This window comes from Arthrobacter sp. 147(2020) (assembly GCF_013116715.1).
GTDB lineage: Bacteria > Actinomycetota > Actinomycetes > Actinomycetales > Micrococcaceae > Arthrobacter_D.
The window spans coordinates 36,879-62,916 of record NZ_JABFOM010000021.1 but is presented as its reverse complement, the minus strand read 5'-3'; the positions used below and the strand labels follow the sequence as shown (position 1 = coordinate 62,916).

The following is a 26,038-nucleotide window of genomic DNA, read 5'->3' as shown; positions in this document are numbered from 1 at the left end:
CCAGGGTATTTCGACCGGTTGGGACAACGGTAATGGCACCCGTTCCTACAAGCCTTTGACCCCGATCAACCGTGACGCTATGGCCGCCTTCCTCTACCGGGCTGCTGGCTCTCCCGCCTACGCGCCCCCGGCGAGGTCGCCGTTCACCGATGTGTCCACGAAGCAGCAGTTCTACAAGGAAATGGCCTGGCTCTCGGCCCAGGGTATTTCCACCGGTTGGGACAACGGCAATGGCACCCGTTCCTACAAGCCTCTATCCCCGATCAACCGTGATGCCATGGCCGCCTTCCTCTACCGGGCGGAACGCGTGTAGCGCTGCCCCCAATGCACTCATGGCCGACTGCCAGGATTTCGGCAACGACAAGGCCACTGTGGACCGGCTGAAGCGCGGTTGCTGTGCTGGAGGACATCATCGCTGAAACCGGTGTCGTCCCGACCTATGTCCGCTCGGATAACGGGCCGGAATTCACCGCTGCGGCGTTGATTAGCTGGTGCCAAACCGCCGGGGTAGAGACCGCTTTTATCGACCCGGGATCGCCGTGGCAGAACGGGTACGCCGCTGGCGGCCCCACACCAACAATCAAGGGCTACCCCCGGCAACAGCAATGGCCAACTTCACGACCCAAATCCAGCCGCTACCCGCAGCCGCCTAACCCCGAAAAAACTAACCGGCTGTCTCACATCCTTGACACACCCCAGACCACTCCTTTGGCGTCGCGGGTGTGGTCCACGATCCCGGTCACCATCCCGGAGCCGGACGAGCAGTATGGGACCAAACGTGTTCGTCCACGCCCAGGGCGTCGACGCCGGTCAGCCGATCCGCGGGCGTCGTGCGGCGGATTGCTTCGGGTTTGATGGCGTCCCAGAGGGTATGCCAGGACACCCCGAGCTGATAGGCCAGAGCCGAAACCGACGTGTCGTAGCCACAGAGCGCGTCCACCGCCCAACCGACGGCCCGGGTGGTGAGTTTCGACCGTGGACCGGCCAGCGGATGGGATTCCGTGAACGTCGTTCGTGGACAGTGAGGCTCTGGGCAGCGCCAGATGCGTTTGGCCCAGAGCAGGCGCACGGGCTGGCCGAAACACGGGATGTCATGGAGGCGGACATGGCGGCGACCGTGACCGACCGCGACGACCCCGCAGTCCGGGCAACCGGTGAGGGTTTCACCCGTTTCCACGCGCAGTACGAAACCGTGACCGGTCGAAGTGACAGAGGTGAGGTGGACGCCTTCGACACTGGACAGCGCATCAGCACGGGTGCACCAGCGACCGCCAGGACAGGAAGTAAAGTGAGTCATGTCAGGGCTTCTTTTTGATGTCGGTTTGCTTGGTCGCTACCAATTCAAAGAGGCCCTGACCCCTTTCCGCTCACACCACGCCGCACCACCGGACACATCGGCAACAGCGCTTAACCCGTCAGGCCCCACCCCTGCTCAAATGCGAAGGGCCCCTTTACGGGCGGCGGAAGATGACCCAGTGGCTGCGCCGCAACGGTTTCCCGGAAGCCTCCAAACACACTGTGGACCGGCTGATGCGCGAGGAGGGCATGAACGGTCTGACCAGAGGCCGCAAGATGCGCACCACGGTCCCCGGGAAGGACAGCCTCCGCGCCGGAGACCTGCTGAATCGGGACTTCACAGCCCTGACACCGAACCAGGTCTGAGTCACTGATTTCACCTACGTCCCGATCTACACTGGGTTCGTCTACGTGGCCCTGGTCCCAACCACGCCTTCAATCAGGCAAAGCCATTCGCTGCCTCCCCACGCAAGTCAGTTCCCGGGACATTGACATTCAAAACCGGCACGAGGATCGTGGCCTCGCACGAGGCATCAATGGCGCGCAGGAGGGACCATGCCGTTTAGGACAGTACTGGTCCTCACATGGCCCTATGTCGCTGGGGTCCTACGCTCCAGAGCTTGGTCAATAGCAGCCTTAGCCGGACTAGGCCTGCTGGTGGGGATTGTGGCGACCATCAAGTCTCTCCTAGAGTCTGCGATGATCAACCAAGCCAGCACCGCCATCGGGGCGGGAGATGCCAACCTGTTTTGGACCGGACCTTTCGACAGTTGGCCGCAGGCCAACAACGCGACCGACTGGGGCGAACGTGTCTTGGCGTCTTTGCACGGCGTTGAGGTGACCATCGCCACCGTCACATGGCTTTACATCGCTTCCATGGTGCTCAGTACGATTCTCGCAACTCTTGCTGTTGCGATTCGCGAAGGTATGGAAGTTCACCTGTTCCGCAACCTATTCGGAGATGGGCTGCGCGCCTTCATGGATACAGGTGGGGTGGAGGACGGCCCAAACGAACCGGGTGGCGTCACTGGAGCCGTTCAGCAGGGCGCGGGTGCTGTCTCGGGAGCATGGGCTGTGGGGATTACATCTGTGCAGCAAATCACTACGCTCGTGTCAGTTATTGCCCTCGTGGGTGTAGTGCATCCATTATTCGCCGCGGCATTTTTAGGAATCACACTTTGTCTAGGTGGTGTAAGCCAATTTCAGGCTTGGCGCCTTGCTAAGCGACGTGAGAAGTTCGACGATGAGCGAAGAGACTTGTTAGCCCGAACTGACGATGTGCTGAGCTACAGGGACGTGCTTCTCGCTCACGATAAGGACACAGACTATATTGATCGCCTTGAGGCGGCGTCAGCACGCCTCGCCCGAATTAATAGGTCGCTGGCTATCCTGGAATCGCTCTTTAGCTCGCTGCAAGGCTTGGTCTTTGACGTAGGGCGGCTCATTGTCGTGGGTCTGGTGGTTGTAGCGGTGGCGGTCGGGACCGACGTCACCGCGGTGGGAGATATATATTTCTTCATTTCCATCTACGCCCGTCTCTTGATCCCGGTAATGGGAATGTTGGCCGGGTACGATCGCGTTCGGCAATCGGCATCCACCTCAAACTACCTGCTTCGGCTATTGGCGCAGTGGACCACGCAGCGTCACGGTGCTCAGCGGACAGGCCAAGCTGTCGAAGATTCAGATCCGGTCGTACGGATGGATCGCTTGCACTTTGGCTACGCAGATGAAAACCGCGCTCCGGTCTTGTCGGATTGCTCCTTCGTCATCCCTCGTGGCGGAACAACCCTTCTGGTTGGGCGATCCGGTTCGGGTAAGACAACCATAGCGCGGTTGATCCTTGGCTTTCTTGAACCACGACAAGGGACTGTTGAGGTATTCGGGATGAAGAATGCCGGGCTGAATCGAGACGTGTTGGCACGCATGAGTTACCTAGCGCAGGCAAGACACTTCGTGGAGGGCACCGTGGATGACAACTTATTCGCAGCGGATACGGTGTCAGCGGAGGAACGCGCTAATGTGCTGCAACAGGTTGGCCTGGTCGCTAGTCACGCAGATGGTGCCAATATGCTGCAACTCGAAGCTCGAGGACTCTCGGAGGGACAGAAACAGAGGCTGGCGCTGGCTCGGATACTTGTCGATCATTCTGAGTTGGTAATCCTGGACGAGCCGCTTTCGGGCGTTGATGCACTGACCCTCAGCGAGATAGACGGCCCTCTTCAGGACTGGCTAGCAGCTCCCGAGCGTACTGTATTGGTCATAAGTCACAGACTGGAATTTGCGCTATTCGCTGGGCATGTCTTGGTCTTAGATGGGGGGTCTGTGGTTGAGGCGGGCCATCCCAATCACCTCAAGGCAGATCCCGCGAGCCGCTTTAAGAAAATGTGGGATGCGGATCGCAGGTTTTCCTAGGGCGCTACGCGCCCTCCTTCCGTGGTCCACAAGGATCCGTGATTGAAAGGCGACCTAAAGTCAGACACGGCCTGTGACAGATCGGCAATTGAACGAGGTCTCCATGTCTAGCGGGTAGCGCTCGTCCGTCAGGTGATGTCTGGGCCCGAATGAATCTCGGCCAGCAATAGTGGGACGGTTTGCTCTGGCCCAGTTTTCCCAGTGCGCCGATGGTGTCATTCCGTCGAGGGATCCGCGGGGCCGTTCATGGTTGTAGATCTGTTTCCACTCATCGGCTAAGTACTTCGCTTCGGCCGGGGTGTCGATGATTTCTCCGGTGAGTTGTTCCCTTCTGAATCGGGCGTTGAATGATTCGGCGTATCCGTTCTGCCAGGGCGATCCCGGGTCGATAAACGCAGTGTGGACCCCCACGGTTTGGCACCAGGTGATCAACGTCGCCGCGGTGAATTCCGCTCCATTATCGGAACGGACATGGGTCGGGACGACACCGGTTTCGGCGATGATGCACTTCAGCACCGCGTCGCCTATAACTCTGATACAGACTCCTTGGTTGTGGAACCAGACCCGCATCGACGAGGGGCACTTCGCATTAACATTGACCAGCCATTCGTCCGTGTATTGAGCTGCGACCAGATGTGCTCGCTGGTGCTGACCATCTCGTACACGCCGACCCTAAGGGGACCTAGCGGAGTTTCTTCGTTCGCTGTACATTCATCGCAAACCTCTATTTGCCGCTCCACGTGTCTTGGACGTTCCAATGATGTCGAATAGTGCCCTAAGGACAAGGAGAACTACCCATGGCCACAACTTATGATGACGTCGAGACACGATCCAAAATAGCCCTGTGGGTATGCCTCGCTGGCGTCACGGGAATCGCTGCCATCTCAATCGTATTGCTAACACTATCTACCAACGCTGACCGTCCCAAGATGGCACGCCTGGTCTTTGCATCCGTCCTTCCCTTATTGGGAACGTGGATTGGTACTATTTTCGCCCTCTATTTTGCGAAAGATAATCTGCAGGCCGCTAACAATGCAACTCTCAAGACTCTCGAATTGTCGGGGACGTTCACCCCGCAAACAAAAATTAAAGACGTGATGACGCCGCTACGGCGCATCGACCCCTTGCGCCATGTAACTGACAAGGCATCGGCTGACGCGTTCACACTAGTTTCCCTTTACGAGGCGATGCAGGGCAGTAAGAATAGCCGGATTCCGATCCTGACACAGAACGATGTCGTGGTTATGGTCATACATGAACCGGACATTGATAAGTACGCTCAAATCAAAGGCACTCCGGCAAAAGACCTAAAAGTAACTGACACTCTTGGATCACTTCGAAATGAGAATGCAGAGCTCAAGCGGGCTGTAGAAACCTTCGTCGCAGTTGCGGGGGCCGCCTCAGTCGGGGAGGCGCGCGACGAGATGAACAAAGAACTCGGGTGCAAGGATGTCTTCGTAACTGACAACGGGAAGGTCTCGGGAAAGGTCATTGGTTGGTTAACCAACAGCGATCTTGCGCGCATCGCCGACCGTTAAATGCAAATGTACCGGCGCGCGGCTGAGTGGCCTACATTTTTGGGAGATGGAAAGTTGGGTGGAGCTGACGGGACCTAGCGCGGCGGCGACGAGACCGAGACGAGCCGGATCACCGCCAGCGGTGCTATTTACAATGCGACCCGCGCGGCGTTAGAGACGTTGGTCCCTGACGGGTTGTCGTTGACAGCGATTTGTGACGAATCTGAAGGGTAAGAGCCCCTACTGTGCTGGTTCTATGGGCTGTGGGTTGTTGTTGCGCACTGAGCCGACTTCACTGCCGACGACTGGGAGCACTAGGTCAGGTTCGGGTATGACATTGACCAGCTCTCGGACCTGGTTCCTGTCCGTGGTCGATGGATCCAGCCAGTGAGCTTGGAGGACTTTGAGGATGATCAGCGGTGAGCGCTCCTGGATATGCCCCAGCGCGTCGGTGGCCGACGTCGCAATAACAGTGGCAGTGACCAACCACTTATCCGGATGCTCCTCGGGCAGCTCGGGATTGGGCCAGAACTCATAAGGGTCGCTACGGCCAATAGTTCGTCCTCGTCCTGCCGTGGCAGATAGATCAGGGAGAAGCATCATCGCCGCACGTCATTCTGATCCCCAGCATCGCTGGACGGGTCTTCCGCGCAACCAGGGCGCGAAGCGCCGGGAGCAGACCAAACTTTCGTTTGGCGCTCCTCCGTCGCTTATCTCCTCACGGTAGTTCGGAATTCTCCCGGTTCCCCAAGTTGCACTCCGGCCCCTCGTGCCCAGCGGTGATTCCTATATCAGAACGGCGACAGGTCGAAAACTTGGTTAAAAACTTTCCCCCAAAGTCATGTACCCGGAGCAGTACTCCCCCATGAAGTAGTAAGAAAGCCCACCAAGGGCTTCAAGAGAGAAAGGAGACGAACCGTCACAGGAAGACTGCATCCCACCCACCGAACCAGGCACACCCTGTTCACCATCTGAGCCGGTTTGTGCACAGTCAGAGAGCGAAACAGCCTCTGACAAGGGGAAACACTGTGCCCGAAGTGGGACTTGAACCCACACATCTTTCGATACTGCATTTTGAGTGCAGCGCGTCTGCCAATTCCGCCATTCGGGCTAACGTGCGCTCCGACCAAAGACCCACTCAAGACCCAGGCTCAGGATCCGGGACAGACCCGATCAAAGCTAGATGAAGTACTCAAGTCATCGTCAGTGCGCGAAACTACTCTACATGCCGATAGGCTGTTTCAGTGAACCGGCAACGGGTGCAGCCCGGCCGGGCAAATGATGGAATTGAACAAGGAGCCTGCTGTGTCTGAATCCAACGAGCCAACCGTCTCGGGTGTTGCGCGGCGAGTGATTGTTGCCGAGGATGAGACCCTCATCCGCCTGGACATTGTGGAGATTCTCCGCGGCGAAGGGTACGACGTCGTCGCCGAAGCTGACAACGGCGAGAAGGCCGTCCAGCTCGCCAAGGAGCACAAGCCCGATCTGGTCCTGATGGACGTCAAGATGCCCGTCATGGACGGCATCACCGCGGCAGAACAGATCGTCAAGGCACGTATCGCCCCCGTCGTCCTGCTGACCGCTTTCAGCCAGAAAGAGCTGGTGGAACGAGCCCGCGACGCCGGCGCGATGGCGTACGTCGTCAAACCGTTCACCCCAGCTGACCTGATCCCGGCCATCGAGATTGCCCTCTCCCGCCACGAGGAGATCAAGGCACTGGAACACGAGGTCTCGGATCTGCAGGAACAGTTCGCCACCCGCAAGCTCGTGGAACGCGCGAAGAGCCTGCTCACCACCAAGATGGGCCTCACCGAGCCCGAGGCCTTCCGCTGGATCCAGAAGACCTCGATGGACCGCCGCCTCAGCATGCGCGAGGTTGCCGAGACCATCATCAACCAGGTCAACTAGCTGCCACTTCGAACAACACACCCTGAACAGAGAGAAGGTCCCCGCCGGTGAAAACCGGCGGGGACCTTCTCGCGTCTAAAGGGTTACTTGTGCTTGTTCTTGACCGGCCACGGGCCGACCTTCTCCTTGTTGGGGGTGTAGCCGTCAGGCAGCTGACCCGCGTCGGCGATGTCGCCGACCTTGTGCACCTTGATTGAGTTCGTGGACCCGGCCTGTCCGGGAGGCGAACCGGCAGCAATGACCACCAGGTCATCGGGCTCCACGAGACCCTGTTCGAACAGCACCCGGTCCACCTGGGCGGTCATCTGGTCGGTGTGCTCAACGAACGGCACCAACATGGGCTGCACGCCCCAGATCATCGCCATCGTGTTCAGCGTCGACTGCACAGGGGTGAAGGCAAAGACTGGCTTGCTCGGGCGCAGACGTGACAGACGCCGCGCCGAGTCACCCGACTGGGTGAAGGTACAGATGTAACGGGCATCCAGCTGGTCCGCGATCTCCACCGCAGCGCGGGTGATCGCGCCACCGCGGGTCCGTGGCTTGCTGCCCAGCGGCGGCACCCGGTCCAGTCCGTGCTTCTCGGTGGACTCGATGATATTCGCCATCGTCTGCACGGTTTCCATGGGGTACTTGCCGACACTGGTTTCGCCGGAGAGCATGACGGCGTCAGCACCATCCAGCACTGCGTTGGCACAGTCAGAGGCCTCAGCGCGGGTGGGGCGGGGGTTGTCGATCATCGACTCCAGCACCTGGGTGGCGACGATGACCGGCTTGGCCCAGCGACGGGCCAATTCGATGGCACGCTTCTGCACAATGGGAACCTCTTCGAGCGGCAACTCCACGCCCAGGTCACCACGGGCCACCATGATGGCGTCGAACGCGTCGATGATCTCCTCGATCGCGTCCACAGCCTGGGGCTTCTCGATCTTCGCGATGACCGGTACCCGGCGTCCCTCCTCGTCCATGATCTCGTGGACGCGGACGACGTCGGACGCGTTCCGCACGAAGGACAGCGCAACCATGTCGACGCCGCGCTGGATGGCCCACCGCAGGTCGGCCTCATCCTTGTCGCTCATCGCTGGCACACTCACGGCGACGCCGGGCAGGTTGATGCCCTTGTTGTTCGACACCGCTCCCCCCACGGTCACCACAGCGACAACCTTCGTGTCGTCAACGGCGGTGGCCCGGAGGGCGACCTTGCCGTCGTCGATCAGCAGGGAATCACCCACGTTGACGTCCTGGGGCAGTCCCAGGTGGGTGGTGGAGCAGATCTCCTGGGTGCCTTCGACATCCTCGGTGGTGATGGTGAAGGTGTCGCCGGGGGCCAGCACGTGCGGGCCGTCCACGAATCGACCAAGGCGGATTTTGGGACCCTGCAGGTCCGCGAAGATCGCGACCGGGCGGCCCAGTTCTTCCGATGCCTGCCGTACGTACTCGTAGGTCTGGTTGTGCACCGTGTGATCGCCGTGGCTCATGTTCATCCGGGCAACGTCCACACCGGCCTCCAACACCGCCACGGTGTTCTCATAGCTTGCGATTGCAGGGCCGAATGTTGCAACGATTTTTGCGCGTCTCATGAAACCTAGCCTAGTCGTGTTGTTGGAGGTGTTGTGGGGTGCGCGGTGACCTTTCCGCGACGTGGTGCACTCAGAGCACTGCCATAGCGCGGTCGGTGGGAGCCACCGGTGCCGGCAGTTTGGTCTCCCCCATCAGCCACTTGTCCACTGCTGCGGCGCACGCGCGCCCCTCCGCGATGGCCCAGACGATGAGTGACTGTCCACGACCGGCGTCGCCAGCCGCAAAAATCCCGGGCGTGTTGGTCATGTAGTAGCCGTCCCGACCAATGTTGCCGTGCTCATCGAAGTCGGCCTGAACCTGTTCGGTGAGGCCGGCGGGCTCCGGACCGGTGAACCCCAGCGACAGGAACACCAGGTCCGCCGGGATGTCCTTCTCGGTGCCGGCCTTCGGCACCCGGCGGCCGTCCACAAACTCGGTCTCCGCCACCCGGACCGCGGTGAGCTTGCCGTTCTCGCCCACAAACTCGACGGTCGAGGCGAGGTAGGTCCGCTCACCGCCTTCCTCATGGGCGCTGGCCACCTCGAACAGGGTGGGGAACGTCGGCCACGGCTGGTGCGCCGCACGGTCCGCCGGCGGCTGCTGTCCGATGGCCAGCGTCGTCACGGAGGCCGCGTGCTGCCGGTGGGCGGTGCCCAGGCAATCAGCGCCCGTGTCGCCGCCACCAAGGATCACCACGTGCTTGCCCTCCGCGTGGATCTGGTCCTCAACAACACCGCCCGCACTCACCCGGTTGGCCTGGCCCAGGTAATCCATGGCGAAATGAACGCCTTCCAGTTCCCGTCCCGGGATCGGCAGGTCACGGGGAATGGTGGCACCGGTGGCCACCACGACCGCGTCGTAACGACGCCGGAGCTGGTCCCAGCTGATGTCGCGTCCCACCTCGACGCCGGTCCTGAACCGGGTACCCTCGGCACGCATCTGCTCAAGGCGACGCTCCAGGTGACTCTTTTCCATCTTGAAGTCGGGGATCCCGTAACGCAGGAGCCCGCCAATCTTGTCGTCACGCTCATACACGGCCACCGTGTGACCGGTGCGGGTGAGCTGCTGCGCTGCGGCAAGGCCTGCAGGGCCGGAGCCGACGACGGCGATGGTCTTGTCGGTCAGTCGTTCCGGCGGGTGCGCCTCAACCCAACCCTCGGCGAAGGCCTCATCGATGATCGAGACTTCCACCTGCTTGATGGTGACCGGCGGCTGGTTGATCCCCAGCACGCAGGATGCCTCGCAGGGTGCCGGGCACAGCCTGCCGGTGAACTCGGGGAAATTGTTGGTGGCATGCAGCCGCTCGATCGCTTCCCTGCCCTTGTCCCGGTAGGTGAGGTCGTTCCACTCCGGGATCAGGTTGCCCAGCGGGCAGCCCTGGTGGCAGAACGGGATGCCGCAGTCCATGCATCGTCCGGCCTGGGCCTTGAGGACGCCCTTCTCCTGCGCCTCGTAGACTTCCTTCCAGTCCATGATCCGCACCGGCACGGGCCGGCGGGGCTGGGTCTGGCGTTCGCGTACCTTCATGAATCCGCGTGGGTCACCCACCGGTTACCTCCAAGATTCGGGTCCAAGCTTCTTCGCCGTCGGGGTCAAGGCCATCTTCAACCGCAGCGGCCCGGGCATCCAGAACAGCTGCGTAGTCGCGGGGCAGCACCTTGGTGAGCCGCGCGATGGTGTCCTCGAAGTTCTCCAGCAGGTGCGCTGCGAGGTTCGATTCGGTCTCTTCAACATGCTTGATCATCAGCTGACGGACAATTTCGATGTCCTCGGCATCCAACTCGACGAGCTTCAGCTCCCCGTTCTCGATGCTCTGGGTGTTCATCCGGCGCCGGTTGAGGTCCAGCACGTAGGCGGTGCCGCCGGACATGCCGGCACCGAAGTTCCGTCCGGTCCGGCCCAGGATCAGGGTCTGGCCGCCGGTCATGTATTCGCACCCGTGGTCGCCGATACCCTCGACCACCGCCGTCGCACCGGAGTTGCGCACCAGGAACCGCTCCCCCACCTGCCCGCGGAGGAAGATCTCCCCGCTGGTGGCACCGTAGCCGATCACGTTGCCGGCAATGACATTGCGGTCGGCAGCGAAGACGTTGGACCGGTCCGGCCGGACGATGATCCGTCCACCGGAGAGTCCCTTGCCCACGTAGTCGTTCGAGTCGCCGAACAGCCGCAGGGTGATGCCCGCGGGCAGGAACGCGCCAAGAGACTGGCCCGCCTGACCGGTGAGGGTGACGTCGATGGTGTCGGTGGCGAGGGTGTCAATACCGAACCGCCGGGTCACCTCGTGGCCCAGCATGGTGCCCACCGAACGGTCGGTGTTCACGACGTCGACCGAGATCCGCACCGGGGCACGGTGGTCCAGCGCGTCGGCGCTCATCTCGATGAGCTTCTTGTCGAAGTGCTGGTCCAGCTCGTGGTTCTGCGTGGTCATGTTGCGCATCGGCGCGTCGTCGCCGAACTCGTTGCCGCGCAGGATCGGGTCGAGGTCGAGACCGTCGGCCTTCCAGTGGTCGATTGCCTTGCGGGCGTCGAGCGACTCGCTGTGGCCGATGGCTTCCTCGATGGACCGGAAGCCCAGGCTGGCCAGGATCTCCCTGACCTCCTCGGCGAGGAACTCGAAGAAGTTGACCACGAACTCGGGTTTGCCGGTGAACCGGCTACGCAGCTCGGGGTTCTGCGTGGCGACGCCCACCGGACAGGTGTCCAGGTGGCAGACGCGCATCATGACGCAGCCCGAGACCACCAGCGGCGCCGTCGCGAAACCGAACTCCTCGCCGCCGAGCAGCGCGGCGATGACGACGTCGCGCCCGGTCTTGAGCTGCCCGTCGACCTGCACCACCACGCGGTCGCGGAGCCCGTTGAGCATCAGGGTCTGCTGGGTTTCCGCCAGGCCCAGCTCCCAGGGAACGCCCGCGTGCTTGAGCGAGTTCAGGGGGCTGGCACCGGTGCCGCCGTCGTGCCCGGAAATCAGGACGACGTCGGCCTTGGCCTTGGTCACGCCAGCCGCGACCGTGCCGATCCCCACTTCGGAGACCAGCTTGACGTGCACGCGCGCCGACGGGTTGGACCGCTTCAGGTCGTAGATCAGCTGGGCGAGGTCTTCAATGGAGTAGATGTCGTGGTGCGGCGGCGGCGAGATCAAGGCCACGCCGGGAGTGGAGTGCCGGGTCCGGGCCACCCACGGGTAGACCTTCTGGCTCATCAGCTGGCCGCCCTCGCCGGGCTTGGCACCCTGCGCCATCTTGATCTGGATGTCAGTGGCGTTGGTCAGGTACAGGCTGGTCACGCCGAACCGGCCGGAGGCAACCTGCTTGATCGCTGACCGGCGCTCGGGGTCGAGCAGCCGGTCAATATCTTCTCCGCCCTCGCCGGTGTTGGACTTGCCACCGAGGCGGTTCATGGCGATAGCCAGCGTCTCGTGGGCCTCCTGGGAGATGGAGCCGTAGCTCATCGCGCCGGTGGAGAACCGCTTGACGATGCTGGAGACCGGTTCAACCTCGTCAATCGGCACCGGTTCGCGCACGCCCTCCTTGAACTGGAGCAACCCGCGCAGGGTCATCAGTTCCTTGGCCTGGTCGTCGACGCCACTGGTGTACTTCTTGAAGATGTCGTAGCGCCGCTCGCGGGTGGCGTGCTGCAGCCGGAACACGGTCTCCGGGTTGAACAGGTGCGGTGGGCCCTCGCGGCGCCACTGGTACTCGCCACCGTTGTCCAGGTCCCGGTGCGGATCGTCGATCCCGTCCTGCGGGTAGGCGCTGGCGTGGCGCGCTGCCGTCTCGGCAGCGATCACCTCCAGCCCGACGCCGCCGAGCTGGGTCTGCGTGCCGTGGAAGTATTCGTCCACGAGTTCCTGGCCCAGACCGAGTGCCTCGAAGGTCTGCGCGCCACAGTAGGAGCCGACCGTTGAGATGCCCATCTTGGACATGATCTTCAGGACACCCTTGCCGAGCCCCTTGATGAGGTTGGCGACGGCCTGCTCGGCGGTCACTCCGGTGATGTCACCGTTGCGGACCAGTTCCTCGCAGCTTTCCATGGCCAGGTAAGGGTTGATCGCCGAGGAACCGTAGCCGATGAGCGCGGCCACGTGGTGGACCTCGCGCACGTCGCCGGCTTCGACCACCAGTGAGGTCTTGGTCCGGTTGGCGCTCTTGAGCAGGTGGTGGTGAACGGCACTGGTCAGCAGCAGGGACGGGATGGGCGCCCACTGCGCGTTCGAGTCACGGTCGGACAGGACGATGTACTGGATGCCCCGGTTGATGGCGCTGGAGACCTGCTCGCAGATCTCGGTGAGCCGTGCCCGCAGGGAGGCCTCACCGCCCTCGGGCCGGTACAGACCGCGGACCTTCATGGCGATGCGTTCGCCGTCGCTGTTGGACATGTTGGCGATCTTCGCCAGTTCGTCGTTGTTGATCACCGGAAAGCTCAGACCCACCTGCTTGGCGTGCACCTGCTTGGTAGTCAGAAGGTTGCCGTTGGGGCCCAAGGACGCCCGCAGCGAGGTGACGAGTTCCTCGCGGATGGAGTCCAGTGGCGGGTTGGTGACCTGCGCGAAGGACTGCACAAAGTAGTCAAACAGGAGCCGTGGTCGCTTGGACAGCACGGCCACCGGAGTGTCGGAGCCCATCGCACCGAGCGGTTCGGCTCCGGCCTTCGCCATCGGTCCGAGGAGGATCCGCAGCTCTTCCTGCGTGTACCCGAAGGTGCGCTGGCGCCGGTTGATGGAGGCCTTGGTGTGTAGGACGTGCTCGCGTTCGGGGAGGTCCTTCAGGAGCAGCAGGTTGTCCTTGACCCATTCGCCCCACGGATTGGCGGAGGCGACCTGCGCCTTGATTTCCTGGTCCTCGATCACCCGTCCGGCTTCGGTGTCCACGAGGAACATCTTGCCTGGGGACACGCGGCCCTTGTGCACCACCTTGGAGGGTTCGATGTCGATGACTCCCACCTCGGAGGCGAGGACCACCAGACCGTCCTCCATCACCCAGTAGCGGGCGGGGCGGAGGCCGTTGCGGTCCAGGACCGCCCCCACCAGGGTGCCGTCGGTGAAGGACACGGCTGCGGGGCCGTCCCACGGTTCCATGAGCATCGAGTGGTACTGGTAGAACGCACGGCGGGCGGGATCCATCGTGGCGTGGTTCTCCCACGCCTCAGGGATCATCATCATGATCGCGTGGGTGATGGGCCGGCCGGAGAGCATCAGCAGCTCGGCGACCTCGTCGAACGATGCCGAGTCGGAGGCTCCGGGGGTGCAGATGGGGAACAGTTCCTCGGGGTCGTCGCCGAGGAGGCTGTTGGACAGCTGCGACTGGCGTGCGCGCATCCAGTTCCGGTTGCCCTTGACCGTGTTGATTTCGCCGTTGTGGGCGATGGTCCTGAACGGCTGGGCGAGAGGCCAGGAGGGGAAGGTATTGGTGGAAAACCGGGAGTGCACGATGCCCAGCTTGGTCTTGAACCGGGGGTCGGACAGGTCCGGGTAGAACGGTTCCAGCTGCGCGGTGGTCAGCATGCCCTTGTAGACCATGGTCTTTGAGGACAGGGAGGGGAAGTAGACGCCGAGCTTGTTCTGGGCGCGCTTCCGCACTCTGAAGGCCAGCGCGTCCAGGTCGACCGGCGCAGCTGTACTTCCCGACGGGGCGCTGTCCGGAGACGCATTGTCCGAGGAGGACGCTCCGCCGGTGGGTGCCAGGAAGAGCTGCACGAAGTGCGGCATGCAGGCACGAGCCATGGCGCCCACGAGGTCGGCCTGGATGGGCACTTCGCGCCAGCCGAGGACGGTGAGTCCCTCGGATTCGGCGATCACTTCCAGTCCGGCGCGTGCGGTCTGTTCCTCGCGTCCCTCAGCGGGCAGGAACGCGGTCCCGACGGCGTACTGGCCAGCCGGGGGAAGGTCGAAGTCGACTACCGCGCGGAAGAACTCGTCGGGAACCTGGGTGAGCAGGCCGGCGCCGTCGCCGGTGCCCTCGTCGGCGCCCACTGCACCGCGGTGCTCAAGGTTGCGCAGCGCGGTCAGCGCATGATCGACGATGTCGTGGCCCGGTTCCCCGCGAAGGGTCGCGATGACGGCCAGGCCGCATGCATCCTTCTCGTTCTCCGGGTTATACAGTCCGGTGGCCTCGGGAATGTTGGAGAACCGGTCGAAGGGAGAGACGACGGTGGACTTGTCAGCACCGGGGGTGACCTCGGGGGTGACGTCGTCAACGATCGAGGCATCCTCGCCGTAACGGGTCGCTGACCCGTTGTCCGAGGTGTTGGTGGAAACGCCGGCGGTGGGGTTGCCGGAAGTGGGAGCATTCATAGGTAGTGTCCTTCCCCCAGAATGGAGCGTCGGGAGGGGACGGCCTTGGCCCCAGGTCTGCAGCCCGAGTGGGCTGCTCACTAAACAAACTTGTTATCAGAATTCTATGGCGTGACTGATGCTTCCCGGGAGGTTCCCGGAACAACGATTGCAGAACAACTGGGCACCTGAGGTACCCGCCATATCCGGTGCGCCTGGAGAGGGGTGTTCCGCCGGGGCGCCGGGGCCACGTCACTGTGGCGATGTGTCCAGTGTGGGCGGTGGCCCTGGACGCTAGGGTCGGGAGTCGTTCTCCCGCTTTGTCGGATCGGTGCTGTCCCGCTCGGAGAGAGGTTCATCACTACCGTTTGTTTCGACGAGATTACCACGGGTGGTGGATTTCGTTTCGTCTGTGTCGGCAATGTGGGTGTCGGTGGTGTCTTCCAGCGAATCCACTGCCGACGGTTCACGGCCTGGCAGGTACAGCGACGGCGTGTCGGCCCCCTTGCGTTTCGTACCGAGGTAGATGAGGACGGCGATGGCACCGACCAGGACCAGGATGCTGGTCCAGACGTTGAGCCGCTGGGTGACACCGAACAGGGTGACCAGTTCGGCGTCGTCGATGCGGAGGGCTTCGATCCAGACGCGGCCCGCCGTGTAGAAGGCAGCGTACGCCCAGAACATCATTCCGCCGCGGAGGCGGAACCGCTTGTCGATGAGCAGGAGCAGGGCGACGCCGGCGAGGTTCCACAGCATCTCGTACAGGAAGGTCGGGTGGAACAGGGTGTCCACGGGGACGCCGTCGGGGAAGTTGGCGTTCTCCGGGTCGATTTCCAGGCCCCACGGCAGGGTGGTGGGGGCGCCAAAAAGCTCCTGGTTGAACCAGTTTCCGAGCCGGCCCACCGCCTGCGCAAGCAGGATGCCCGGGGCGGCGGCGTCGGCGAAGGCGCTCAGCCGCACCCCGGACCGGCGGCAGCCGATCCAGGCGCCCACGGCACCCAGGGCGATGGCGCCCCAGATGCCCAGGCCGCCCTCCCAGATCCGCGGGATCCGCGACAGGTCGCCGTCGGGTCCGAAGTAGGCGTCGGGTGAGGAGATCACGTGGTAGAGCCGTCCGCCGAGGATGCCGAACGGGATGGCCCAGATGGCGACGTCCCAGATGACGTCCGGGTTGCCGCCGTAGCGCTTCCACCGGGATACGGTCAGCAGCAGGGCCAGGATGATCCCGGCAAGGATGCACAGGGCGTACGTGTAGAGGGTGAGCGGTCCAAGGCTGAAGGACGCCCACTCCGCCGGTGGGCTCGGGATACTGGCGGGAAGCGTCCCGATGGTGCTCACGATTCGCATGGGTTAGCTCTTTCCCGTTCCGCTGCTGAGGTCCTTGGTCAGTTCGGCGAGGGCGGGGACTCCGCCGTCGCGTAGGGCCGCCACCAGGGCGGTGCCCACGATCACGCCGTCCGCGTACGCGGCGATCTCCCGGACCTGGTCTGCGGAGGAAACGCCGAGCCCGACGCAGGCGCGTTCAGCGCCAGCACCGTGGGCGGCGTCGACGACGGCGCGGGCCGCGGAACTGACAGCGGTCCGGGCGCCGGTGACGCCCATGATGGAGACGGCGTAGACAAACCCGCGGCTGGCCGCGACCGTCCGTTCCATCCGCTCGTCGCTCGTGGACGGGGCGACGAGGAAGACCCGGTCCAGGCCAAACTCTTCGGAGGCGGCCAGCCATTCGGCGGCTTCGTCGGGGATCAGGTCGGGGGTGATCAGTCCTGCTCCCCCAGCCTCGTGCAGCCGACGGGCGAACTCGCGGACGCCGAGCTGCATGACCGGGTTCCAGTAGGTCATCACGAGCACGGCCGCGTCGGTGCGCTCCGTGATGCCCTTGACGATGTCGAAGACCTTCTCGACGGTGAACCCGTTCTGCAGGGCCTGCACCGTTGCTTCCTGGATTACCGCACCGTCCATCACCGGATCCGAGTAGGGGATGCCGATCTCGATCAGGTCCATCCCGTTCTCCGCCATGGCAACCGCCGCGTCGATGGTGGTCTGGACGTCGGGGAAACCGGCGGGCAAGTACCCGATCAGCGCGGCACGGCCGGCGTCGCGCGCACGGTCGATCGCGGCGGCCGACTTGCTGGTGGTCTGGGTGTTCACAGTTGTTCCCCGTCTTTTCCGATTTCGGATTCGGCGCTGTTGTCGGGCAGCAGGTCGAAGAATTCGGCGGCTGTCGCCACGTCCTTGTCGCCACGGCCGGAGAGGTTGATCAGGACGATCTTTTCCGACGGGTCGCCGCCCTCGGCGGCGAGGCGCTGCCCCACCTTGATGGCTCCGGCCAAGGCGTGGGCGGTTTCGATGGCCGGGATGATTCCCTCGCTGCGGCACAGCAGCTTGAATGCGTCCATGGCTTCGGCATCGGTGATCGGCTCGTAGCTGACCCGGCCGATGTCGGCCAGGTAGGCGTGCTCCGGGCCGACGCCGGGGTAGTCCAGTCCGGCGGAGATGGAGTGGGACTCGATGGTCTGGCCGTCGTCGTCCTGCATCAGGTAGGAGCGGGCGCCGTGCAGCACGCCGGGACGGCCCAGGGTGATGGTCGCGGCATGGCGTCCGGTTTCGACGCCGTCGCCGCCTGCCTCGAAGCCGTACAGTGCCACCTCGGGGTCGTCGAGGAACCCGTGGAACATACCGATCGCGTTAGACCCGCCGCCGATGCAGGCGCACACCGCGTCGGGCAGGCGGCCGGTTTCGGCCAGCACCTGCTCGCGGGCTTCCTCGCCGATGACCTCGTGGAAGTACCTAACCATTGACGGGAACGGGTGCGCTCCGGCGGCCGTGCCGAGGAGGTAGTGGGTGGTGTCCACGTTGGCCACCCAGTCGCGCAGGGCGTCGTTGATGGCGTCCTTGAGGGTCTGCGACCCGTTGGTGACCGGGACGACTGTGGCTCCGAGCAGTTCCATCCGGGCCACGTTCAGCGCCTGCCGGCGGCAGTCTTCGGCACCCATGTAGACGACGCACTCCAGGCCCATCAGGGCTGCGGCGGTGGCACTGGCGACTCCGTGCTGGCCCGCACCGGTTTCGGCGATGACGCGGGTCTTGCCCATCCGCTTGGCCAGGAGGGCCTGGCCCAGCACGTTGTTGATCTTGTGGGATCCGGTGTGGTTGAGGTCTTCGCGCTTGAGAAAGATCCGCACACCGCCTGCATGCTCGGAGAAACGCTTGGCCTCGGTCAGCAACGAGGGGCGCCCGGCGTAGGTGCGGTTCAGTTCCGCAACCTGGGCGGTGAACTCGGGATCCGCCTTGGCCTTCTCGAAGGTATCGGTGAGCTCGTCGAGGGCAGCGATCAGCGACTCGGGCATCCAGCGGCCGCCGTACTCACCGAAATAGGGGCCGGGCGCGTGGCGCAGGCTCCCCGTGGGGTTGAGCAGGCTCCCCGTGGGGTTGAGGAAGGCTTCTGCAGTACCTTCGGTGACCTCGGTGGGTCCGTTGGCTGCCTGGGGCGAATCGGTCATGAGCTTGCCTGTCCTGTCGTGGTGGTGTGCTGCGTGCCGGTGGCTAAGCGGTTGGCTGGTCCTGGAGGGCCAGTCGCGCGCTGCGGCCGGCGTCGAGGAACGCGGCGATCGTGTCCTGGGGATTGTCGTGCCGGACCAACGCCTCGCCGACCAGGATGGCGTCGGCTCCATCGGAGGCGAACCGTCCGACGTCGGCTGCGTCCCGCACTCCCGACTCGGCGATGATGAGCGTGCCCGCCGGGATACCGGCGGCCAGGGGGGCGAAGACCGACCGGTCAATGTCGAGCGTCTTCAGGTTCCGTACGTTGATGCCGACGATCTTGGCACCGGCCGCAACGGCCCGTTCCACCTCGTCAGCGGTGTGGGTTTCCACCAGTGCGTTCATGCCGAGTTGGTGGGTCAGTGCGAGGAAGCTGCGGAGCTCCTCGTCGGTCAGGGCTGCGACGATCAGCAGGACCAGGTCGGCGCCGTGGGCGCGGGCCTCCCAGATCTGGTATTCGTCGACGGTGAAGTCCTTGCGCAGCAACGGCAGGTCGACGGCGGCGCGCACAGCATCGAGGTCGGCCAGTGACCCGCCGAAGCGTCGCTGTTCGGTGAGGACGCTGACGACGGCGGCGCCTCCGTTCTCGTAGCGCACCGCCAGAGCCGCGGGGTCGGTGATGTCGGCCAGCGCTCCCTTGGAGGGGCTGCGGCGTTTCACCTCGGCGATCAGGGTGATCCCGGTGCCGTTACCGCGCAGGGCGGCGTAGGCGTCGCGGGGCGCGGGAGCCGAGGTGGCGTCGTCGCGCAGTTGCTCCAGCGGGAGCGCCGCAACACGGGGTGCGAGGTCCTCACGGACTCCCGCGATGATGTCGTCGAGAACGCTCACCTAGTCGTCTTTGCCCTTCAGCTTTGATCCGCCGACACCGTAGCCGGCGCGCTTCATGACGAGGCCCGCGCCGAGACCCACCACCATGACTGCAATGCCGATCCAGAACAGAACGGTCCCGGCGCCCATGTTCCCCTCGGTGCTGGCGAAGACATAAGCGAAGGACGACACTGCTGCGCCGACGAGCATGATCAGCACGCAGGTCCACGCCGCGGGGCTGTTGCCGTGGCCGATGGTCTCGTCATGCATTGATGCGTGGTTTTCCCGTGAATTTTCCGGGTGCTCCACGGAGGCGGTCCGGGTCGTTGCGTTGGCTGTGGCGTCTTTGGCCATGGTGACTCTCCTTGAAACTCGTCTGGTGTTCATTCTGCCATTAGTTAGGGGCGGCCGTGGTCTGCCGTGCTGGCTCAGGTGGTGGGATCTTTCCCCTTGGTGAGCTGGTCCCAGCTGTCGATCTCGTCCGAGTGGGCGGTCAACTTGCGCGCGGACGGGTTCTCGTCGGCGACCTTCTCGTACCGCTTGGACCGGTTCCAGCCGCGGCTGGCGAGGAGCATCCAGACCGCAGTCACTGTCAACAGGACGCCAGCAGCGGCGGCCAGCCAGGGGAACACAGTGAGCGCGAGGGTGGCACCGCTGCCAGTGCTGACACCGATTGCCTCGCCGATCGCCGGGGCAGCGGCCCCGGTGGGGTCTGCCACCACCAGCAGGCTGTTCCAGACGATCCCGACGCCGGCGATGAGCAGGATCGCCACCACCAGGATCCGCGCGATCCGGCCAGCGATGGAAACGGCCAGCGCCGCGGCCAGGGACACCAGCGCGAAGGCGGTGACGGCGGTGGCGGCGTCGCTGCCGGGGATGGTGAGGTTGGGGGTCTGGACGGCGTCCTGTGGCAGGATCACCGTCAGCCAGGTCTGGGTGGTGCTTGCGAACGCGAGCAGGGAGAACAGCACCGTGGCCAGAATCACAGTGCCTTTGCGCTGCCACGCACTCGGCGCCTTAGGTGTTGCGGAGGCCTTCGAGTGCCCGGAGGAGCTTGCCTGGCCGTCGGTGGTGCCCGGGTCGGTGCTCATGGGACCTCTACTTCCTCTAGCGCCTCGGCAGCGGTGACAGTCCTGAGACTGGAGGCGATCAGTGCCGCACGCAGCGGCGCGGCCGCCTTGTTGACGGTTTCCTGCGCCTCGTCTTCCAGGACGGAGTCAGCCACAATCCCGCCGCCGGCCTGCACGTAGGCCCGGCCGTCGCGGAGCAGTGCTGACCGGATGGCGATGGCTAGGTCCATGTCGCCGGCGAAATCGAGGTAGCCGACCACCCCGCCGTAGATTCCGCGGCGGTGGGGTTCCACCTCGTCGATCAGACGCAGCGCGCGGGGCTTGGGAGCGCCGGACAGGGTACCGGCGGGGAAGGTGGCGGCGAGCACGTCATACGCCGTCTTCGTGGGGGCCAGCGAGCCGACCACCGTCGAGACGAGGTGCATGATGTGGCTGAACCGCTCCACTTCCATGAACTGGGTGACGTCGACCGAGCCGGGCACACAGACCTTGGAAATGTCGTTGCGTGCCAGGTCGACCAGCATCAGGTGTTCGGCGCGTTCCTTCTCGTCGGCCAGCAGCTCGTCGGCGAGGGCCCGGTCCTGGTCCAGGGTGTGCCCGCGGGGGCGGGAGCCGGCAATCGGGTGGGTGATGACGTCCTTGCCGGTGACCGTGACGAGGGCCTCCGGGGAGGATCCGACGATCGAGTACTCCCGCCCGTCGGCGTCGGCCAGGCTGAACAGGTACATGTAGGGGCTCGGGTTGGTGTTCCGGAGCACCCGGTAGACGTCCAACGGGGACGCGTCGCAGTCGAGTTCGAACCGCCGGGAGATAACCACCTGGAACACGTCGCCGTCCACGATGGCCCGCTTCCCGCGCTCGATGGCGGCCAGGTACTTGGGCTTGTCCCAGCGTTCGTCGACGCGGGAAAGGAGTTCGGCGGTGTCCACCGACCCGTCCCGCAGCACGGAGACGGGCTGTTCGGCAGCTTCCCCCAGCTTGGTGAGCATGGCGCGGATCCGCTGAACGGCGTCGTGCCAGGCTTCATCCACCCGGTCGCTGGAGCCGTCGAAGTTGATCGCGTTCGCGACGAGGGTGAGGGTGCCCTCGGAGTTGTCATGCACGGCCATGTCGGTGACCAGGCACATCGCCAGCTCGGGCAGCAGCAGATCGTCCTCGGGTGGGCTGGTCAGCCGCTCCCAGTGGCGGACCGATTCCCAGCCGATGAAGCCCACCAGACCCGAGGTAAACGGCGGCAGGTTATCGAACCGGGGGGTGCGCAGCGCCTCGATGGTCTGGCGGAGCGCCTCGACCGGGCTGCCGGTGGTGGGGACACCTGCCGGCGGCTCCCCCAGCCAGTGCGCCTCGCCGTCGAGGCTGGTCAGGGTGGCGCGCGAGTGGGCGCCGATGAACGAGTACCTGGACCACACGCCGCCGACCGCCGCGGATTCCATCAGGAATGTACCGGGCTGGCCGTCAGCGAGCTTGCGGTAGATGGCGATGGGGGTGTGGGCGTCCGCGAGCACCTTCAGATGGACGGGCACCACGCGGCGGTCCCTGGCGAGTTCGCGGAACTCTTCAAGGCTGGGGCTGATGACTCCAAGTTCCTGCATAACGGTGTGTGCTCTTTCAGCTGGCGGTGGGAAACGTCACGGTGGGCGGCGCGTGGGCCGCTAGTGGGAGGTGTCGGGACCGGTGACCACGGCGAGGTCCCTGCCGTCGAAGCAGGTCCGGGTGCCAGTGTGGCAGGCGGCGCCCACCTGGTCGACGCGGATGAGGAGGGCGTCGCCGTCGCAATCGATGGCCGCCGACTTGACCCACTGGATGTGGCCCGAGGTGTCGCCCTTGCGCCAGTAGGCGTTCCGGGACCGGGAGAAGAAGGTGACCCGACCAGTGGTGAGGGTGCGGTGGACAGCCTCGTCATCCATCCAGCCGAGCATCAGGACCTCCCCCGAATCGTGCTGCTGGATCACCGCTGCGACCAGCCCAGCGGGGTCGCGTTTGAGGGCAGCAGCGATCTGCGGATCAAGGGCTGAGCCGGTGGAAGAATCGGGCGTTGACGGGGTATCGGTCTGTGATGGCATCACCGTCAATTCTATCGCGACACCAGCTGGCCAGCTGACGGACGGTTGAGTGCTTCAGGGTGGTGCGGCGCGGCGGTTCCCCGTGCCAAGAAGCACCGGATCTGCTAGTTTCAGCAGTGATGCAATATGTAGAACCTTCCCGCGAAGTCCTGGCCGAAACGCTTCTCGCAGCAGGGCCCCATTCGCCGACGCTGTGCGATGGCTGGCAGGCCAAAGAGCTCGCCGCCCACCTTTACCTGCGGGAACATCGACCGGCAGTTGGCCTTGCCATGGTCATCAAGCCCCTGGCCGCCGTGTCCGACAAGTCGGTCCGCAAACTCGCCGCCAAGGCGGAGTCAGTTGAGGGTTTCAAGAAGCTGGTCGACGATTTCCTCGCCGGGCATCCCTTCTACTCCCCGCTGAAGCGGTCCAAGTCGCTGGATGCCAGCGCCAACCTGATCGAATACTTCGTCCACACCGAGGACGTCCGTCGCGCACGGAGCCGGTGGGCGCCGCGCGCCCTGGACGAGGATTACTCGAACGCGCTCTGGGACGAACTGATCAAACGCGCCGCGATTCTCTACCGTGGGGTGGACCTGGGGATTGTGCTGGTGCGCTCCGACGGGCTGCGTCATGTCGCGAAACGAGCGCCCGTGTCCGTCGCCATCAAGGGCGATCCCGGCGAGCTCCTGATGCACGCCCACGGCCGGACCCGCCACGCCCTCGTCACGTTCGAGGGCCAGCCCGACGCCGTCGCGCTGCTGGACAGCGCCGAAGTCGGCCTGTAGCCACCCGCCTGGCTAACCGCTTCCTCCGAACGTAACCCTCCGCCGTCGGGCACATTTGTGCACATGTGGCGGGTGCGAAGGCTCGTGAGGGTGCCGCCGTCGGGCACTTTGTGCACGTGTGGCGGGTACCCACCCTTGCGAGACGCCGCCGTCGGACAGGTTGTGCACGTGTGGCGGGTTGCAAGGGCCCTCACCCGCCACAGCTGCACGAACGGTAGGGGGAACCCGCCACAGCTGCACAGAAGATGGCAGCGTCGGGAAGCCCGCCGACCCGCCCGTTCAGGTGGGAGGGCTCACTGGCCCACCCAAGCACCAAATCCCAGCTATCGGACGGGGAAGCCCGCGTCGCTGATGGCCTTCTTGACCTGGGCGATGGCGTCCAGCGGCCCGAAGTGGAACACCGACGCCGCCAGCACCGCATCGGCACCGGCCTGGACGGCAGGCGGGAAGTGCTCCGGCAAGCCGGCCCCGCCGGAGGCGATCAGTGGAACCTTCACTGCCGCCCGCACCGCACGGATCATCTCCAGGTCGAACCCGGCCTTGGTGCCGTCAGCGTCGATCGAGTTGAGCAGGATCTCGCCCACCCCACGGTCGGCAGCCTCGCGGGCCCACTGCACTGCGTCGATCCCGGTGCCCTGCCGGCCGCCATGCGTCGTGACTTCATAGCCCGACGGCGTCCCGCCGCCCGGCACGCGCCGGGCATCGAGCGACAGCACCAGCACCTGTGATCCGAAGTGGCTGGTGATTTCGTCGATCACCTCGGGCCGGCTGACAGCCGCCGTGTTGATCGAGGCCTTGTCCGCGCCGAAGCGCAGCAGCTTGTCGACGTCGGCGATCCCGCGCACTCCCCCGCCGACGGTCAACGGGATGAAGACCTCCTCGGCGGTGCGCGCGACGACGTCGAACGTGGTGTCCCGGTTGCCGGAGGACGCGGTCACGTCGAGGAAGGTCAGTTCGTCGGCGCCGGCCCGGTCGTACCGGTGCGCGAGCTCCACCGGGTCACCGGCGTCGCGCAGGTCGGCGAAGTTGACGCCCTTCACCACGCGGCCGGCGTCGACATCGAGGCACGGGATGACGCGAATGGCTACACCCATGGCTGCCGTCCTAGACCCTGCAGGCGTGGATGGTGCTGACGAGGATGGCGCGGGCGCCGAGCTCGTACAGCTCGTCCATGATCCGGTTGGTGTGGGTGCGCAGCACCATCGAGCGGACGGCCACCCAGTCGGAGTCGCGGAGCGGCGAGACCGTCGGGGATTCCAGGCCGGGGGTCAGCGCGGCTGCGGCGTCGACGAGGTCCTTGCGGATGTCGTAGTCCATCAGCACGTACTGGCGTGCCACGAGAACACCCTGCAGCCGACGGATCAGCACATCGAGGCCGGCCGGCGTGTCTCCGCTGCGGCCGATCAGGACGGCCTCGCTGCGCAGGATCGGGTCGCCGAAGATTTCCATTCCGGCGGCCTTGAGCGTGTTGCCGGTCTCGACGACGTCGGCGATCGCGTCGGCGACGCCCAGACGCACCGAGGATTCCACCGCACCGTCGAGGCGCACCACTGTGGCGTCCACTCCGTGGTCGGCGAGGAAACGGCGCAGCAGCCCGTCATAGCTGGTGGCCAACCGCTTGCCGTCGAGCTGGGCGACGTTGCTGAAGTGCCCGACCGGGCCGGCGAACCGGAAGGTCGAGGCGCCAAACCCGAGGGTCAGGCGCTCCTCGGCGTCGACGTCGGCGTCAAGGAACAGGTCGCGGCCGGTGATGCCGACGTCGAGTGTTCCAGCGCCCACGTACACGGCGATGTCGCGGGGGCGGAGGAAGAAGAACTCGACCCCGTTGTCGGGGTCTTCGAGGACCAGTTCGCGGGTGTCGCGGCGCTGGCGGTAGCCGGCCTCGGCGAGCATGGCGGAGGCTGATTCGGACAGGGCGCCCTTGTTGGGGACTGCTACACGAAGCATGGAGGTTTTCTTTCGCTGAAGGTTCGAAGGGAGGTCTGCTGCTGGGGCACCTGGATCCTGGCGGAATGGTGCCTAGAGATGCTTGTACACGTCGTTCAGCGTCAGACCCTTGGCGATCATCAGGACCTGCAGGTGGTAAAGCAGCTGGGAGATTTCCTCGGCGGCTGCCTCATCGGATTCGTACTCGGCGGCCATCCACACCTCGGCGGCCTCCTCGACCACCTTCTTGCCGATGCCGTGGACGCCGGAGTCGAGTTCGGCGATGGTCCGCGACCCGTCCGGGCGGTCGATGGCTTTGGCGCTGAGTTCAGCGAAGAGGGATTCGAAGCTTTTCACACTGCCAACGTTACTGGGTTGGCGGCATTGAGCCTCATTCGGTGGGTTAGGTGTGACAAAGCTCTATCCCTGCCAGCTGTCCAGGACGGCGGCGGTGGTCAGCGCGGCGGCCACCGACTCGTAGCCCTTGTCCTCGCTGGACCCGGGCAGACCCGCACGGTCCAGGCCCTGCTGTTCCGTGTCGCAGGTCAGGACGCCGAACCCTACCGGGATGCCGGTGCGGACACTGACGTCGGTCAGGCCTGAGGTGGCCGCCTGGCACACGTAGTCGAAGTGCGGGGTGCCGCCGCGGATGACGACGCCGAGGGCCACCACCGCGTCGAAGTGCGGTGCCAGCCGGGCGGCGGCGACGGGTAGTTCAAAACTCCCTGGAACCCTGACCACTGTGGGTTCGATGCCTGCATCTTTCGCGGCGCGGAGGGCGCCGTCGAGCAGCCCGTCCATGATCTCGGTGTGCCAACTGGCGGCGACGACGGCGAGCCGCAGAGGGCTCACCCCGGACAGGTGGCTGAGGTTCAGGGTGGGTGCGCCGTGGCCGCTCATG

At 64.5% G+C, this 26,038-nt stretch carries 23 protein-coding genes, 1 tRNA gene and 2 pseudogenes; 7 read left to right on the top strand and 19 right to left on the bottom strand.

Going from position 1 to position 26,038, the window contains the following annotated elements; all coding sequences use genetic code 11:
• Positions 1-313 (top strand): S-layer homology domain-containing protein (locus HMI58_RS13225; RefSeq protein WP_171620392.1); only part of this gene is annotated, 313 nt, incomplete at its 5' end.
• A 77-nt stretch (positions 314-390) separates the two neighbouring features.
• Positions 391-555, top strand: a pseudogene (locus HMI58_RS13220) (DDE-type integrase/transposase/recombinase); the annotation flags it as partial.
• A 184-nt stretch (positions 556-739) separates the two neighbouring features.
• On the opposite strand, the gene HMI58_RS13215 reads toward HMI58_RS13220, so the two are convergent.
• Positions 740-1,297, bottom strand: a complete 558-nt coding sequence (locus HMI58_RS13215; protein ID WP_171620390.1) for a transposase family protein — start codon at positions 1,295-1,297, stop codon at positions 740-742.
• A gap of 131 nt (positions 1,298-1,428) precedes the next feature.
• Here HMI58_RS13215 and HMI58_RS13210 point away from each other — a divergent pair, with 131 nt between their 5' ends.
• Together HMI58_RS13210 and HMI58_RS13205 are read left to right on the top strand one after the other, a co-directional pair.
• Positions 1,429-1,662: an IS3 family transposase gene (locus HMI58_RS13210; protein ID WP_225668324.1), complete on the top strand. Its 234-nt coding sequence runs from the start codon at positions 1,429-1,431 to the stop codon at positions 1,660-1,662.
• A 333-nt stretch (positions 1,663-1,995) separates the two neighbouring features.
• Complete coding sequence (locus HMI58_RS13205) at positions 1,996-3,708, top strand: ABC transporter ATP-binding protein (protein WP_171620386.1); 1,713 nt, start codon at positions 1,996-1,998, stop codon at positions 3,706-3,708.
• Between the two features lie 198 nt (positions 3,709-3,906).
• Here the strand turns inward: HMI58_RS13205 and HMI58_RS13200 are convergent.
• Positions 3,907-4,227: pseudogene (locus HMI58_RS13200) on the bottom strand (integrase core domain-containing protein); the annotation flags it as partial.
• A 278-nt stretch (positions 4,228-4,505) separates the two neighbouring features.
• Between HMI58_RS13200 and HMI58_RS13195 the strand changes: the two are divergent.
• Positions 4,506-5,246 carry a hypothetical protein gene (locus tag HMI58_RS13195; protein WP_171620384.1) on the top strand — a complete coding sequence of 247 codons (741 nt, stop codon included), beginning with the start codon at positions 4,506-4,508 and terminating at the stop codon, positions 5,244-5,246.
• A gap of 219 nt (positions 5,247-5,465) precedes the next feature.
• Here HMI58_RS13195 and HMI58_RS13190 read toward each other — a convergent pair whose 3' ends face one another.
• Both HMI58_RS13190 and HMI58_RS13185 read right to left on the bottom strand, forming a co-directional pair.
• Positions 5,466-5,825, bottom strand: coding sequence for an SOS response-associated peptidase family protein (locus HMI58_RS13190; protein ID WP_275690917.1), 360 nt, complete (start codon positions 5,823-5,825; stop codon positions 5,466-5,468).
• A 429-nt stretch (positions 5,826-6,254) separates the two neighbouring features.
• Positions 6,255-6,336 (bottom strand) — tRNA-Leu (locus HMI58_RS13185).
• 194 nt (positions 6,337-6,530) lie between these two features.
• Here HMI58_RS13185 and HMI58_RS13180 point away from each other — a divergent pair.
• Positions 6,531-7,133 (top strand): response regulator, encoded by a 603-nt coding sequence (locus tag HMI58_RS13180; RefSeq protein WP_318779235.1) that lies wholly within the window; start codon positions 6,531-6,533, stop codon positions 7,131-7,133.
• Positions 7,134-7,216: 83 nt separating this feature from the next.
• On the opposite strand, the gene pyk is transcribed toward HMI58_RS13180, so the two are convergent.
• From pyk to hisI, 11 genes are all read right to left on the bottom strand, one after another.
• Positions 7,217-8,710, bottom strand: a complete 1,494-nt coding sequence (gene pyk / locus HMI58_RS13175) for a pyruvate kinase (RefSeq protein ID WP_171586825.1) — start codon at positions 8,708-8,710, stop codon at positions 7,217-7,219.
• A 70-nt stretch (positions 8,711-8,780) separates the two neighbouring features.
• Positions 8,781-10,238 carry a glutamate synthase subunit beta gene (locus tag HMI58_RS13170; protein ID WP_171620380.1) on the bottom strand — a complete coding sequence of 486 codons (1,458 nt, stop codon included), beginning with the start codon at positions 10,236-10,238 and terminating at the stop codon, positions 8,781-8,783.
• Positions 10,231-14,982 carry a glutamate synthase large subunit gene (gene gltB, locus HMI58_RS13165; RefSeq protein ID WP_205208169.1) on the bottom strand — a complete coding sequence of 1,584 codons (4,752 nt, stop codon included), beginning with the start codon at positions 14,980-14,982 and terminating at the stop codon, positions 10,231-10,233. Before gltB ends, HMI58_RS13170 begins: the two co-directional genes overlap by 8 nt.
• A gap of 273 nt (positions 14,983-15,255) precedes the next feature.
• On the bottom strand, positions 15,256-16,308 hold the full coding sequence (lgt, locus tag HMI58_RS13160; RefSeq protein WP_171586827.1) for a prolipoprotein diacylglyceryl transferase: 1,053 nt from the start codon (positions 16,306-16,308) through the stop codon (positions 15,256-15,258).
• 3 nt (positions 16,309-16,311) lie between these two features.
• Positions 16,312-17,112 (bottom strand): tryptophan synthase subunit alpha, encoded by an 801-nt coding sequence (gene trpA, locus HMI58_RS13155; RefSeq protein ID WP_171586828.1) that lies wholly within the window; start codon positions 17,110-17,112, stop codon positions 16,312-16,314.
• Positions 17,109-18,464 carry a tryptophan synthase subunit beta gene (gene trpB, locus HMI58_RS13150; protein WP_225668321.1) on the bottom strand — a complete coding sequence of 452 codons (1,356 nt, stop codon included), beginning with the start codon at positions 18,462-18,464 and terminating at the stop codon, positions 17,109-17,111. The genes trpA and trpB overlap by 4 nt, the downstream gene beginning before the upstream one ends.
• Positions 18,465-18,507: 43 nt before the next feature.
• The gene (trpC, locus tag HMI58_RS13145; protein ID WP_171620378.1) at positions 18,508-19,332 is read right to left on the bottom strand and encodes an indole-3-glycerol phosphate synthase TrpC; all 825 of its coding nucleotides are present in this window, start codon (positions 19,330-19,332) and stop codon (positions 18,508-18,510) included.
• Positions 19,333-19,665: an HGxxPAAW family protein gene (locus tag HMI58_RS13140; RefSeq protein ID WP_171586831.1), complete on the bottom strand. Its 333-nt coding sequence runs from the start codon at positions 19,663-19,665 to the stop codon at positions 19,333-19,335.
• Between the two features lie 74 nt (positions 19,666-19,739).
• Positions 19,740-20,402, bottom strand: a complete 663-nt coding sequence (locus HMI58_RS13135; RefSeq protein ID WP_171620376.1) for a Trp biosynthesis-associated membrane protein — start codon at positions 20,400-20,402, stop codon at positions 19,740-19,742.
• Complete coding sequence (locus tag HMI58_RS13130) at positions 20,399-21,973, bottom strand: anthranilate synthase component I (RefSeq protein ID WP_171586833.1); 1,575 nt, start codon at positions 21,971-21,973, stop codon at positions 20,399-20,401. Before HMI58_RS13130 ends, HMI58_RS13135 begins: the two co-directional genes overlap by 4 nt.
• 60 nt (positions 21,974-22,033) lie before the next feature.
• The gene (gene hisI / locus HMI58_RS13125) at positions 22,034-22,444 is read right to left on the bottom strand and encodes a phosphoribosyl-AMP cyclohydrolase (protein WP_171586834.1); all 411 of its coding nucleotides are present in this window, start codon (positions 22,442-22,444) and stop codon (positions 22,034-22,036) included.
• A 119-nt stretch (positions 22,445-22,563) separates the two neighbouring features.
• Between hisI and HMI58_RS13120 the strand changes: the two genes are divergently transcribed.
• A complete protein-coding gene (locus HMI58_RS13120) occupies positions 22,564-23,211 on the top strand; it encodes a TIGR03085 family metal-binding protein (protein WP_171586853.1) in 648 nt (215 codons plus the stop codon).
• A 323-nt stretch (positions 23,212-23,534) separates the two neighbouring features.
• On the opposite strand, the gene hisF is transcribed toward HMI58_RS13120, so the two are convergent.
• The 4 genes from hisF to ribH form a co-directional block, all read right to left on the bottom strand.
• Complete coding sequence (gene hisF, locus HMI58_RS13115) at positions 23,535-24,305, bottom strand: imidazole glycerol phosphate synthase subunit HisF (protein ID WP_171620374.1); 771 nt, start codon at positions 24,303-24,305, stop codon at positions 23,535-23,537.
• A gap of 10 nt (positions 24,306-24,315) precedes the next feature.
• Positions 24,316-25,158: an ATP phosphoribosyltransferase gene (gene hisG, locus HMI58_RS13110; protein ID WP_171586836.1), complete on the bottom strand. Its 843-nt coding sequence runs from the start codon at positions 25,156-25,158 to the stop codon at positions 24,316-24,318.
• 72 nt (positions 25,159-25,230) lie between these two features.
• Complete coding sequence (locus HMI58_RS13105; protein WP_171586837.1) at positions 25,231-25,494, bottom strand: phosphoribosyl-ATP diphosphatase; 264 nt, start codon at positions 25,492-25,494, stop codon at positions 25,231-25,233.
• A 63-nt stretch (positions 25,495-25,557) separates the two neighbouring features.
• On the bottom strand, positions 25,558-26,037 hold the full coding sequence (ribH, locus tag HMI58_RS13100) for a 6,7-dimethyl-8-ribityllumazine synthase (protein WP_171620372.1): 480 nt from the start codon (positions 26,035-26,037) through the stop codon (positions 25,558-25,560).
• Position 26,038 lies beyond the last annotated feature (1 nt).